Consider the following 13,871-nt stretch of genomic DNA (forward strand, 5'->3'; position numbering starts at 1 on the left):
GAGGTACCGATATCGGTACCTCTGTTACTTTATTTGTACTATTACAATCCTGAAGAATTTCTGTAAACCTCATCGCCCATATGGAATCCATCTTTTATAATGGTTTCATCAATATTCTCCTTATCAACGGCTACTGGGGCTACCATAAAGTAAGGGATATTATATTTTCCGTCATAAATCGTACTTTCCAACCCCAATGGCTCACCTTTGGCTAGCTTAATGGCCAATTCTGCTGCTGCATCTGTTAATTTTCCTATGGGTTTATATACCGTCATCAGTTGAGTGCCCTCCACAACCCTTTGGCATGCAGCCAAATCCGCATCTTGACCTACTACAACTGTTTTACCGGCCAGCCGATGCTCTGACAATGCCCCTATGATGCCATCAGCAAGACCATCATTTCCCGCAATAATAGCGTGAATGGCATTTTCATTTTGCAGCAGCTCATCGGTCACTTTGAAAGCAAACTCACTCATCCAGTTCGGGGCCCATTCTTCAGAAATAATTCTTATACGACCACTTTTTACTTCTGGTTGCAGTACAATATCATAACCTTCTTTGATCATTTTTGTATTATAATCGCTGGTAGCACCATTAATCACAAGAACTTGTCCCTCTTGTATATGATCTAGAACAGCTTGCGCCATCATTTGTCCTACCTTCACATTATCAAAAGAAATATAAGCATCTACATTCGATTTAAGGACAAGCCTATCATAGGAAATTACCTTTACTCCTTGACGTTTGGCCATTTCCACGGCGGTTGCAGCCTTTTCCAAATCATTAGGCACAATAATGAGCACATCTATTCCCTGATCTAATAGATATTTAACCTGTTTCAATTGATCCTGATCATCATTATTCGCATTTTGTACAATAATTTCGGCCCCAAGTTCTTTCACCTTGCCCATGAGAATATCTCGATCTTTGATCCATCGTTCTTCCTTTAATGTCCCTAATGAAAAACCAATTTTAATCCGATTATCGACCACTTCAATATTGCTTGGATCCATCGTATTGATATTTTTTTCTCCAATAAGACTTTGGATCGTTAAATGAATCAGAATAATTAAGATAGTAACTAAAACAGAGAGGAGTATTCGTCTTGCTGTTTTTGTTGTTTTCATTATCCAATCACCTCTTGGGACAATGCATTTGCTCTATATTCAGTAGGCGTGATGCCCGTTATTTTTTTAAAGATCTTGCTAAAATAATTTGGATCACTGTAACCGATTTTATAACATACTTCTTTGATGCTCACCGAACCATCCTTCAATATCTCCTTTGATTTTTCAATCCGTCGCTCAGTGAGATAGTCTACAAAATTTTTTCCTACAGAATCCTTAAAAAATTTGCTAAAGTAATGATAACTCATGTTCACTTCTTTGGCTGCGTCATCCAGGCTGATATTCCTGTGATAATTTTCATTAATGTATTTAATGGATTTTGCAATTAACCCGCTTAGTTCCCGTTTCCTTAGGTCTTCAATTCTACTGGAAACATTTTTTAGATAATTCATGTAGCTGGTCTTTAATGCATTGACTTGATGGATCTTTAGTATATCAGTAAAATAGCTTTGTTCAGCAATGCTGCTTTCCTCAATTTCATACGGGATCGCCCTTTTTAGCATAATTAAAAGTTCTAGAAGTTTTGACTTTATTTTATCAATATCGTCCTTATAGTGGGTGGAAAGCCACCAAAAGATTTCCTCGAAAACCTCCAAAACCTCTGATATATTACCTGTGAGCAAGCGATCAATTAGATCCTTTTCTTTATTTATTGGATATGTATCTACTTTTTCCAGATGAAATACAATATCTTCAAAATGAGTTACCCCATCGCTCTCTGAAACAGAGGCGGCTGTATACGCCTCGTTACAGGATTTGGAGAAATATTCTATATCATAGATCCTACCAATACCAATTTTGTAGCGAATTTTGGTATTCCGATGAATTCTTTCCATGAGCTTCGTGGCAATATCCATAGACATATTCCGAGCTTCATAGGCATCTATATCTTGATTCACCGGCATATATGCTACAATCCGATCAAGGAGTGGTGGTCCAATTAAACAGGGATATAAATTCTTTAGTTCTAAGCTGAAAAAGTCGTAAAAACTTTGTTGATACAAACTATTCTTTAAATTTTCTTCCTTGATATCACTTTCAAAATCATCCACCATCGCCATCATGACATACCCATGCTGTAGTTTCATCGAAAAGATCTCTTCGTAAAACTCTATACCACGGATCACTCTCCCATTAAATAACTGAGAATAAACAAATTGCCCTTCCATATGGGGAATAATTTTATCTATCTTCTCCTTCAGCAAAATCTCCCTTTGGATGGCCTCTCTCTTCACAGAAAGGATGTCACTGATATTTTGAATCGTTTCTACAAGCCGTTGTTTATTGATTGGTTTTAAAAGATACTCATATACACCAAGATTCACCGCGTCCTTCGCATAATTAAAATACTCATAGGCTGTAATAATTACAAAAATAATATCACTATGGGTATTTTTAATCTGCCGTATGGCATCAATCCCATTGATTCCAGGCATGCGAATATCCATAAATATAACATCCGGCTTTAGGTCAAATGCCTTTTCAATGACTTCCCGACCCGATGCAGCCGTACCTACAATTTGAACATCTGGCACATGCTTCTCAATGATGAATTTTATAGACTCAATTACTAAATACTCATCATCAGCAATTAGGAGCTTTATCATCCCAAACCTCACCCCCACTATATGGTATTTTTAAAATGACCTTCGTTCCTTCATCAATCTTGCTTTCTACTTCGATAACCTCATGTATTTCTGAAATGTTATAAAAAAGCCTTAACCGATCAATGACATTCATCATGCCAATCCCTGTAACATGCCCGCCAATCGTGTCTTCTTGTCCATCGTTCGAAACAATCGTATTTACACGTTTTTCGTCCATCCCCATCCCATTATCTATTACTTCTATCAAAACTCTATCTTGTCTTAGCTTCACATTCAAATAAATTTCGCCATTTCTTTCCAAATTCTCAAGACCATGAATAAATGCATTTTCCACAACGGGCTGGATAATTGTGCAAGGCATCTTTACATCTAAACACTCTTCGTCGATATCCATAAAAAAGTCAATACGATTTCCAAATCTTGTTTTCAAAATATACATATAGTTTTTTACATATTTGATTTCATCCCCTAAGGTAACAGGCTCGTCCAATTTCCTCAGATTATATCTGAATAACTCTGCGATATTACCCAAAAAGTCCGAGGATTTTTCAGCCCCTTCCATCAGAGAAAGCTGGGAAGCTGCATTTAGAGTATTAAACAGAAAATGAGGATTTATCTGAGACTGAAGTGATTTTAATTCCGCATCCTTCAGCAAGCTTTTCATCTTTAAATTTTGCATTTCCTGTTCTTTAAGCTTATTTTCGATCTCTGCTTGCCCTTTGATTTCGTCAATATGGCTTTTGATATTAATTACCATCTTATTAAAGGCCTTCGCTAAGACATGGATTTCATCATCTGTTTGAATTTCAACTGCTCCCACATCAAAGTCACCCTCAGAGATCCTTTCGGCAGCATGGGAGAGCATAACGATTGGCTTCGTTATTCGATAAGTAAACAATATGGCCAGAAAAATATTAATTGACACGGAACCTATAATAACTAGCAAATTCAAATAGCTGACAAACGTCATGTTTTTATTAATTGCATCATATTTTTGAGATCCCTGCTGTAACTTTCCATTTAACAAATTGTTGATATAAAACTTGATATACTCACTTAACTGATTGGAGCGTGTAAAGTGGGCAATATATTCACTGCTAATTCTACCTCGTTTTGCCCGAACTGCACTATCCGTTTCATTCAGTAAATGATCAATCATAAATCCAATATCTTTCAGTATCAACTGATCCATATCATAAACTGCCGCTCTAGGGATGTTCCTTGATTTTTCTTGTAAATCATTATAAGTAGTATAATAATTCATCAGCGCCTCAGATGATTTTGAGGTAAGATACTTTTCCAATTCCGTCATCAGTAAATTCACATCATTGTTTAAGCTGTTTAGATAAACATAATCTGATATAATAGAGTTCATTCGAGTCAACATAATTCTCGCATTATAATAGGAGAACACACTGGTGATGCCTAAAAGAATTGTAGTAATCAGATAGTAAATGATTAGTTTTTTTCGGATACCTGTAAATTTCAAAAAGTTTCTATTCATGTCATCACCAACTATTCAATGGAATCAGCCTTTTTTTCATATTCAATCAAGTTATCTTTTTCAATTACCTTTACGCCTGTATCAATAAAGGTGGATACATTATTTTTTTCTTTAATATCCATTAGGGCTTTTAGGCTTTCATACCCCATCTTAAAAGGATCGCTCATCACCGCACCAAAGATAATTCCTTTTTCAATATATCGTAGAATATTTTTTGTATCTCCATAACCTACCAAGGTAATTGAGCCAACTTTATTATGGTCTACAATCAATTGGGCAGCCCCCAATGTATCGACAGAATTGGTTGCAAAAATACCGTTAACCTCCTTTTCATTAATTATAATGGACTGGGTAATCTCTTCTGCGCTCAAAATACCCATCTTTGAGGTATATACTTTTGTGGTCTTCATGTCCGGATAACTGTTGATCATACTTAAAAACCCATTGATCTTTAGATTTTGACTCGCTGTATCTAATTCGTAATCGTTGCTGACAATGATGGCAATATTGGCTTTGCCTCCCGTCGCTTTGATCATGAGTTTGGCAGCTTCTTTTCCTAAAAGAAAGCTATTTGTGCCTACAAAAGCGTTTCTGTTGCTATTCTTGTCATCATTTTCTATCGTAATCACAGGAATACCTTTATGATATGCTTCATTGATCAATTCAGTAAAACTCTCATCATTAGACACATGGGTAATAATACCATCTACATTGGATACAACGGCAATATCCAGGTATCGTAATTCTTCCTGAGGATTATTAAACCTTGGTGCATTGAACTCAACGGCAACATTATAATGCTTAGCAGCACTCTCTATTCCTAATCTTACTTCCTTCCAAAAAGGATCTACAGAATTTTGTCCAATAAAATAGTAGTGATATTTAGGCTTTGAAGCAAAAATGCTTCTCTCTTCTTTTTGAAGGAAATAGAGAAAAATACTCATACAAGCTATTGAAATCATTAAAAGAAAAATAATATTTTTTTGAATCAAAAAGAATATTTTTTTGAAAAACTCCATTTAGGTTATGTTCCTCCCAACGAAATTAAGATGTAAATGGCAGGATAGCTCTTCGTTTATAACTTTCCAATGCCAGCTCTATAATTCGAATCACATTTCTTGCTTCTTCTGGCCGTACCGTTAATTCTTCAGTGCCTCTGATCGCACCATATACATTTCTATAAAACTCTCTATAATCTCCTTGAACACTCTCTACATTTCCACGAAAATGAATACCATGGATCTCGGTATTGAGGATTCCCCATTGTTCCTGAGGTTCCATTCCCCAATTTTCACAATTCTTTGGAATAAATCCCTTTTTCAAAGCTGCCTCCTGGACATCCATTCCATATTTAATAAAAGATCCCTGTTCTCCCATGACAATAAAATGGGGTAGTGTTTCCCTTACTAACATGCCTGCTTTCAAGATGGCTTTTGTTCTGCCAAAATCTAAAATTACCTCAAAATAATCATCCACTTTACCTCCTTGGCGCTGAATTCTTACATCGCCAGAAACACTCATTGGAAGACCAAATAGGCAGAGAGCTTGATCGATCAAATGGCTGCCTAGATCATAAAGAATACCAGAACCTGGAAGATTTTCCTCCCGCCAAGCATTTGTTTTAAATTCAGGTCGATACCGATCGAAATGAGCTTCATACTCAACTACATTTCCTAGGAAATTATTTTCGATAATTCTTTTTACAGTCAGGAAATCGCTGTCCCATCTCCTATTATGATGGACTGCGAGAACTCTCTCTTGTTTTTGTGCTAGATGTATTAAATCATCAGCCTCTTTTGCCGTAATGGTAAACGGCTTTTCTACCACTACATGCTTATTTCCTAGCAATGCCTTCGTTACATATTCTGAATGGGATGTGTTAGGCGTTGCCACTACAATCAGGTCTATCAAATCATCCTGGAATAATAAATCAGCATCTGTGATAACTTCAGTCTGAGGGTATATGGCTTTTACATGCTCTAAGGTTTCCTTTTTTGTTGACACAATTTTCGCTAACTCAAAGTTATCTATACTTTGAATAATTGGGGCATGGAATACCCTTCCTCCTAAGCCGAAGCCTATCAATCCTACTCTCACTTTATCTATCATATAATCACCGCTTCCCTTTCATCTTCTTTCAATTTCCATTATACTATCAAAATGATCCAAACCCCACGAGTTTTTTTGATTATTCTTACTTTTTTGCAGAAAACCCCAAGGCACTAACATGCCTTGGGGTTCAATATAATTATTGAATTAAAATATATTCTTACTCTCCAAATATTCATCATAGGTCATTGCCTTATCAATCAATCCATCTGCTGTCAGTTCAATAATACGATTGGCAATCGTCTGAACGAACTGATGATCATGGGACGCAAATAAGATATTACTCTTAAAATCGATGAGTCCGTTGTTTAGAGCTGTGATGGATTCAAGATCTAAATGGTTTGTTGGTTGGTCTAAAATCAATACATTGGCTGAGCTTAACATCATCTTAGAAAGCATACAACGAACCTTTTCTCCACCAGAAAGTACCTTCGCCTGCTTGAGCGCTTCTTCTCCTGAGAAAAGCATTCTTCCTAAGAACCCTCTTACATAAGTTTCAGTTTTGTCTTCTGAATATTGGCGCATCCAATCTACTAAATTTAATTCTACATCATTAAAGTATTCTGAGTTATCTTTCGGGAAATACGCTTGGGAAATTGTAACACCCCATTTGAATTCACCTGCATCGGGCTCCATTTCTCCAACCAAAATCTTAAATAAAGTTGTTTGAGCAATTTCGTTTTCACCAACGAAGGCAATTTTATCACCTTTTGAGATTGTGAAAGATACGTTATTCAAAACTTTTACACCATCAATGGTTTTTGACAATCCTTCTACCATTAATATCTGGTTTCCTACTTCTCGCTCCGGCTTAAATCCAACAAATGGATATCTTCTCGTAGAAGGCTGAATATCCTCTAATGAGATTTTCTCTAACATCTTCTTTCTAGAGGTTGCTTGCTTGGACTTTGATGCATTGGCGCTAAATCTAGCAATAAAGCTTTGTAGTTCTTTAATCTTTTCTTCCTTTTTCTTGTTTTGATCCTTTGCCATTTGTAATGCCAGCTGGCTAGATTCATACCAAAAATCATAGTTTCCAACATAAAGTCTGATCTTCCCAAAATCCACATCGGCCATATGAGTACATACTTTGTTCAAGAAATGTCTATCATGGGAAACAACAATGACTGTTCCGGGAAATTCGAGTAAAAAGTTTTCAAGCCAATTTACTGATTTAAGGTCCAAGTGATTCGTAGGCTCATCAAGAATCAAGATTCCCGGTTTTCCAAATAGAGCTTGGGCAAGTAATACCTTTACTTTTTCTGCGCCCGTCATGTCACTAACCTTTTTCTCATGTAAATCTGTAGTAATTCCTAGCCCTTGTAGCAAAGAAGAAGCTTCAGACTCTGCTTCCCAACCGTCCAATTCTGCAAATTCACCCTCAAGCTCAGAAGCTCGAATACCATCCTCATCCGTAAAATCTGTTTTTGCATATAATGCATCTTTTTCCTTCATGATCTGATAAAGTCTAGCATTTCCCATAATAACTGTTTCAAGTACTTGATAATCATCAAACTGATAATGATCCTGTTTTAACACTGACATTCTTACCATAGGGGCTACACTTACATCACCAGTATTGGGCTCAATATCCCCGGCAAGGATTTTCAAAAACGTTGATTTACCAGCACCATTGGCACCAATTACACCATAACAGTTTCCAGGAGTAAATTTTAAGTTAACATCATCAAATAATTTTCGCTCACCATATCTTAAACTTACGTTAGTAACCGTAATCATATTTTGTACCTTCCTTATCAAGATTTTTGCATACTGCGTCATTATACCACATCTTGCGCTAAAATTGATATCTTATTTTTAAAAAATAACAACCATACCTTTTGGTATGGTAAAATTATTTCCCTTCAAACATCATTTGGTATGCCTCTAGATTTCTTATGGGTTCAAGTTCCTTATCCTCCAGCATATAAGGGGTCAAGCTGGGACTGAGCTCTGTAGCTCTTATAATATCTCTCAAAGCCGCCTCCACTTGGTTGAAATGGGCATAAAAGCATCCCCGATTATAATATAGCACGGATACATCCTTATTATAGTGTATTCCTGTGCTAATGATCTTTACTGCTTGGTCTATGTTTTTGGTTTCCTTATATATAACAGCCAAATTCAAGTAACTATAGGGATAATACGGATTCGCATCTATTGATTGATAATAATATGTGATTGCTTCCTCCACTCTACCCAGCTTTTTTAATACTACACCCATATTAAACAGTGCCTTATAGTTTTCAGGATCAATCTCTAACCCTTTACTGATTGTTTCCAGGGCTAACTCGTTTTGATTTCCCTCTTCATAAAGAGATCCAAGGTTAATATAAGCCCAAAAATAATCTGGATTTACTTCAATGGCCTTTCCATAGTTTTCAATGGCTTTTTCTTTCTCTCCTACCTCATCATAGGCATTGGCTAAAAAGAAATATGCCTTATCATAGTCAGGATCTATGGAAATTGCCTTTGAATAATACGCAATAGCCTTTCCATATTCCTTTTGGTTATCATAGACAGTCCCAAGGCTATAATATCCCCTTGGATCACCTGATGCTACCAGTATCGCTTCTTTATATTTTTCCTTCGCTGATTTATAATCCTCTAATTCATCATAGATAAGTCCCATATCCAACAGCAACTCTACGTCATCACTACCACCTTTGCATTGATAAGCCTTATTAAAAAATTTGAGTGCTTTATATAAATCCTTCTCCATTTTAAATTTGTTGGCAATAATCTTATAATTTTTTTGCATGTATTGTTTTGCTCTCATTTCAATACTCACACTCCCTAATTCTCAGTGGCAGATTTACTTTCCACTATAACAGTATGATAACAAAAAATACTAATTATGCAAGAATAGAATACTGAAATCCATTCAATGATTACCTTGTGCTTCATGATTCAAGTACATCTGCTGATATAGGATAATATTGGTTGGTTGACATAATATTCATATTCTCTTATAATATTCACTATGTAAACACGTTACATTTGCTGAATCCTGGATTTTCCAGGTACGGAGGAACCATTCTTGGGGTTAATCCATGATTGTTTTCATGGTAGGGAGCCTTCTTTCCCGAACCCGTCAGCTAACTTCGGAAGCGATTAAAGGAAGGAGTGTATAGTGATGAAAATCAATTTAAAGAGATTTACATCGATTTTAGTTGTATTACTTGTTTTATCGTTACAAGTAACAAATGTATTTGCTGATACTTATGCATTACTGAAATTCGGCAGTAGGGGTAACGATGTTGTCAAATTGCAGCAGGCACTTAATGGTAAAGGTTATTCTGTTGGTTCAGTCGATGGCGTCTTTGGACAAAAAACAGAGGCTGCAGTGATTGGCTTCCAGAAATCTAATGGCCTAACGGTAGATGGTATCGCAGGAAATCAGACTCAATCTAAACTTTATGCTCAATCTGTTTCAAGAGGAACAGCATTAAGATCTAGCCAAGAGCCAACTGACCTGTATTGGCTATCAAGGATTATTCATGCAGAGGCGGAGGCAGAACCATATAAAGGGAAAGTAGCCGTTGGTAATGTAATCCTGAACAGAGTAGCTTCTAATGATTTCCCAAATACTGTTAAGGGCGTAATATTTGACTATTTTGAAGGCATACCACAGTTTAGTCCTGTGGCAGATGGAACAATTTACAATACGCCTTGTCAAGATAGTATCAATGCTGCTAAGGACGCAATAAACAACGTAAAACCTGTCGGAGATGCGACATACTTTTTCAACCCTGACAAATCAGCAGGTAAATGGATCGTACAGAACAAAACTTATGTGATGAGAATTGGTGAACACGTGTTTTACAGATAAAAAGGTGCGGAAAAATCCGCACCTTTTTTATGCTCATCTTATAGAAAGCTACTGTGAAAAAGTTTTAATAATGAAATGACTTCCAAAATTCCCCTTTCGTATTAATGATGTACATTATGTCTCTAAAAGGTATCTTAAAGGTAGGAAACCCCGCTGCATAAGGAGCGATATCATAGGGATAAAAATAGATATTCAAAGCATCCATAGTGACGAAAAAAGGCTGATTCTCTTCTATTCCCTTATAGCTATCTAACCATACAGAAGAATTTTCTCCTTGACGAATGATTTGCTCTCTAATGATATCACTGAGTATCTTTACATAATTGCTATTGGGTTTGAAGAGATCTTTCAACTGGTAAAATGCGCCACTCATTAAGTCAACGTGAGCATATATCTGTGTAGGCATACCGTGTGCCGCCCCAAAAGGATAATTATAACCCGTAATCTGTATCACCACTAAATTTTTTTGGAAGAAGGTCACTGCAAAATCTCCTTGATAACTGTAATCAAGTTCTTTATTAGTATCAATCCCTTCTGCCTGTGATAATTTTCTCAACGTCCGATTGACTTGCTCCTGTACTACTAAATTTTTCATGCCTTCTATCTCTGGGTAATAAACCAAATAATTTCTATTTGGTTTATATTTCTTCTCCTTTACCTTGTATTTATCATTCAAACGAATACTATTGTCTTGCTTCCATATGATTTTTCCCGACTTGTCGTAATAGCTAATTCTCTGGTCAACATTTGCCTTGATGACATTTCCTTGCATTACAAGGGTTCCTGCGCCTGCAACACTGGGCAAATTTCTCACAATCTTTCCATTGATGTCGATAAAAAATGTAGTGCTTCCATCGTTGACGGAGGCTATCCCTTGGCGATAATCTGTTACATCATAATAATCAAAATCAGTAAGAAGATTTCCCTCTAAATTTCCAATGGCATATCGTGACCCAGCAAATGGTACTTCCGCTTGAATAGGCACTCCAACAGCAATTTTTCCTTCTCCTAAGAATCTGATATCATTATACTTAGGAGGAATAATATATTTTCCCGTCTTATCGATAAGACCATACTTGGACTGATAGTTTTCATCCTCACTAACGATAGCCCTCCCTTCTTGAAACCCTTGTACCCCATCAAATCTAGGTGTAATAACTATCGTTCCCTTCTCGTCTATAAAACCAAACTTTCCATCAACAGATAATTTAAAAGGCATTAATCCTTCTCTCACATCACCAACAAAGGCATAATGAAATCGCTGCAGTATTTCTCCATCTACATCAATCACTGCGTAGGCGTCATCTTGAAGTTGAACCACCGCTTTACCATGTATAAAATTCCCCGCAGTCTTGTATTGTGCTGGTATGACAATGACTCCATTCCTATCAATAAAACCATATCGTATTCCATCGGTTTCATTCTCTTCACTAAATAGGGATCTACCGCCCTGCATGCCCCCTAAATAATCCTTTGTCTTAAAAACCACATTTCCCTTTTCATCAATCAATAACATTCCTTTTGAATCCCATACGATAGCCCTACCTTCTGAAAATTCACCAATGCCTCCATACTTAGGCATTACTACATATTTTCCCTTCTGATCGATAATTCCTGAGAGATTATCTATCGTTACCACTGCTAAACCATTTTTCTGAAAATCCTCAGCCCAATCGTAATGAGCTCCAATACTGACCCTTCCTGTTTCATTAATATATCCCCATTTTATTCCGCCAATTTTACTTTCTGATGCTGGATATAACCTAATATTTTTATGATTCAAAACATCCTGTATTTCATTTTTTAATTTTTCGAAGGCATCCTTTCCTGGATACGCCATTCCTAAGGCCATCCCTTTTTCAACAGTACTCAGCGCTTTTTCAGGCATACCTGCTTTCAATTGGGCGTCAGCTAAATAATACCAGTAAAATGCAGCAGTGGGCATTTCTTTTACCTTTTTTTCATAATAGTTCACGACTTTTCTAAAGTAATGGTGATATGCATCCTCAGCCTGTACCAATGCTTCACCATTCCAGCGTAAAACATCAATCTTATAAGCTTCACCTGTATCATGGGTCCAAAGTGCAATCTCAGCTTTCCCATCTTTTCCTGACATATCCCCAACTTCTATTCTGCTGTAGAGCATTTGCTCCACAACTTTTCTCAACTTATCATCCTCTACCGCATAAATGTCCAGTTCACCCCATGCTGCACCGACTTGCCATCCAATCAATAGATCTTTATGTTCTTTGCCTGTTATATTCGCAAATCCCAAATAATTGATACCATATCCTTTTCCTTTGATGATAATCCGACGATATCCTCCCGGTCCATTGCTTTTTAAAACCAATACATAAGGCTCTCCTCTAAATAGATAACCAACTGCAATTTCAGATGTTCCATCCCCATCCAGGTGAGCCATTTGTATCTCTGCTATACTATGGGGTCCAGATGATTTGATGATCGTTGCTCCTTCAGGCAGTGCATGTTGTATGAGGTTTGAAACAGGTATTGTCCACTCCATGAAAACATCCCCCAATCTTTTTCATTACTACTATACTATGTGCGCTTTTTAAAAATGTTCTTTGATTGAAGGGACAACACTTTTGACTAATGATATAGTTCTAATTCCTATATGGTTATCATTATGCTGCAACCGTAATTAAAAAACAGGAGGCAGATTCGCCTCCTGTTTTTCAATTATAAAATTTATGAAATATTATTATTATGGAAATATCGTATCACCCTTAAAACTTTTTTGCCTATATAGCTACATAATGAATATCTGGTACTTCTCCTCTCTTTATAAATCCATGTGAAAAACTGGGATATCTGCTTTGAATGATTTGAATTGCTCGAGATAGTAAAAACACATATGGCATATAAATATATTCAACCACAGGCTGCGGCAGTTGGAAAAACCATGACAAGTTAAATTCTTTCGGGCCATATATGCTGAACCCAGAGAAATGATAGAATATTAATTGACTATCGTTAATATAAGTAACTCCGTTTCTAAGGGTTACTTCATATTTCTCTATATTCCATATGGCTACATTTGCACCAGGATTACAAACTACATGAACATTTCCGAATAGTTCCGCCCATCGTTCCACATACCTCTGATCACCAAATAATTTGTCTTCCACTTTGTTATCTGTATAACACCATTCCAAGCATCTTCTTTTCCACCACTCAGTGGCAGTATGTCCGATGGCATCATTTCTACAGCCTACAAAACCCGTATTAAATCTACCTGTTAGATCATAAGTGTATAAAAATCTTTCTGAGTTTTGATGATCTGTTAGAAAAAGTGATGCGTCAGGTGCTTCATTGAAAATAGCTTCTACACTGGAAAAGAAACAAAGGTCTGCATCTAGATGTGCAAAATATTGGGCTTGGGGATATGCGTTCATAACGTGCCTCAATATGGCTGGTTTTAGTGTCCAACAATATTCTAGATGTGTCCTGTTGCCTTTCGCTTGTAGAAGATCTGCGTCTTCAATATCCGCTAATCTTATCAAAGTGACATTTGTCCATGGCATCCCTAATAGGATCTCATAGGCCTCATTCTCAACGCACAGCATATATAGATGGAAATCAGCGCAATGTCTTGTTAGGCTATCATGCATGACAATTGATTTAAATACATACTTGTTAGAAATCACCGTAGAGAAATGATATTTACTCAT

At 36.6% G+C, this 13,871-nt stretch carries 10 protein-coding genes and 1 riboswitch; of the genes, 1 reads left to right on the forward strand and 9 read right to left on the reverse strand.

Annotation, left to right across the window (positions count from 1 at the left end; genetic code table 11):
• Positions 1-41: 41 nt before the first annotated feature.
• The 7 genes from HNQ80_RS08745 to HNQ80_RS08775 all read right to left on the reverse strand — a co-directional run bounded on the left by HNQ80_RS08745 (position 42) and on the right by HNQ80_RS08775 (position 9,138).
• Positions 42-1,127: a sugar ABC transporter substrate-binding protein gene (locus HNQ80_RS08745; RefSeq protein ID WP_184310238.1), complete on the reverse strand. Its 1,086-nt coding sequence runs from the start codon at positions 1,125-1,127 to the stop codon at positions 42-44.
• Positions 1,127-2,734, reverse strand: coding sequence for a response regulator transcription factor (locus tag HNQ80_RS08750; protein WP_184310240.1), 1,608 nt, complete (start codon positions 2,732-2,734; stop codon positions 1,127-1,129). Before HNQ80_RS08750 ends, HNQ80_RS08745 begins: the two co-directional genes overlap by 1 nt.
• Positions 2,712-4,238, reverse strand: coding sequence for a sensor histidine kinase (locus tag HNQ80_RS08755; RefSeq protein ID WP_184310242.1), 1,527 nt, complete (start codon positions 4,236-4,238; stop codon positions 2,712-2,714). Before HNQ80_RS08755 ends, HNQ80_RS08750 begins: the two co-directional genes overlap by 23 nt.
• 11 nt (positions 4,239-4,249) lie before the next feature.
• The gene (locus HNQ80_RS08760) at positions 4,250-5,257 is read right to left on the reverse strand and encodes a substrate-binding domain-containing protein (RefSeq protein WP_184310244.1); all 1,008 of its coding nucleotides are present in this window, start codon (positions 5,255-5,257) and stop codon (positions 4,250-4,252) included.
• Between the two features lie 25 nt (positions 5,258-5,282).
• Positions 5,283-6,347, reverse strand: coding sequence for an oxidoreductase (locus tag HNQ80_RS08765; protein ID WP_184310246.1), 1,065 nt, complete (start codon positions 6,345-6,347; stop codon positions 5,283-5,285).
• Positions 6,348-6,494: 147 nt separating this feature from the next.
• The gene (locus HNQ80_RS08770) at positions 6,495-8,087 is read right to left on the reverse strand and encodes an ABC-F family ATP-binding cassette domain-containing protein (RefSeq protein WP_184310248.1); all 1,593 of its coding nucleotides are present in this window, start codon (positions 8,085-8,087) and stop codon (positions 6,495-6,497) included.
• A gap of 115 nt (positions 8,088-8,202) precedes the next feature.
• Positions 8,203-9,138: a tetratricopeptide repeat protein gene (locus tag HNQ80_RS08775; RefSeq protein ID WP_330602811.1), complete on the reverse strand. Its 936-nt coding sequence runs from the start codon at positions 9,136-9,138 to the stop codon at positions 8,203-8,205.
• A gap of 200 nt (positions 9,139-9,338) precedes the next feature.
• A riboswitch (cyclic di-AMP (ydaO/yuaA leader) is annotated at positions 9,339-9,476 on the forward strand.
• Between the two features lie 7 nt (positions 9,477-9,483).
• Here HNQ80_RS08775 and HNQ80_RS08780 point away from each other — a divergent pair.
• Positions 9,484-10,179: a cell wall hydrolase gene (locus tag HNQ80_RS08780; RefSeq protein WP_184310252.1), complete on the forward strand. Its 696-nt coding sequence runs from the start codon at positions 9,484-9,486 to the stop codon at positions 10,177-10,179.
• A 64-nt stretch (positions 10,180-10,243) separates the two neighbouring features.
• On the opposite strand, the gene HNQ80_RS08785 is transcribed toward HNQ80_RS08780, so the two are convergent.
• The gene (locus HNQ80_RS08785; RefSeq protein ID WP_184310254.1) at positions 10,244-12,703 is read right to left on the reverse strand and encodes a WG repeat-containing protein; all 2,460 of its coding nucleotides are present in this window, start codon (positions 12,701-12,703) and stop codon (positions 10,244-10,246) included.
• A 238-nt stretch (positions 12,704-12,941) separates the two neighbouring features.
• On the reverse strand, positions 12,942-13,871 hold the full coding sequence (locus tag HNQ80_RS08790; protein ID WP_184310256.1) for a hypothetical protein: 930 nt from the start codon (positions 13,869-13,871) through the stop codon (positions 12,942-12,944).

Origin of the sequence: Anaerosolibacter carboniphilus, assembly GCF_014205875.1 — a bacterium.
In the GTDB taxonomy this organism is placed as follows: Bacteria; Bacillota; Clostridia; order Peptostreptococcales; family Thermotaleaceae; genus Anaerosolibacter; species Anaerosolibacter carboniphilus.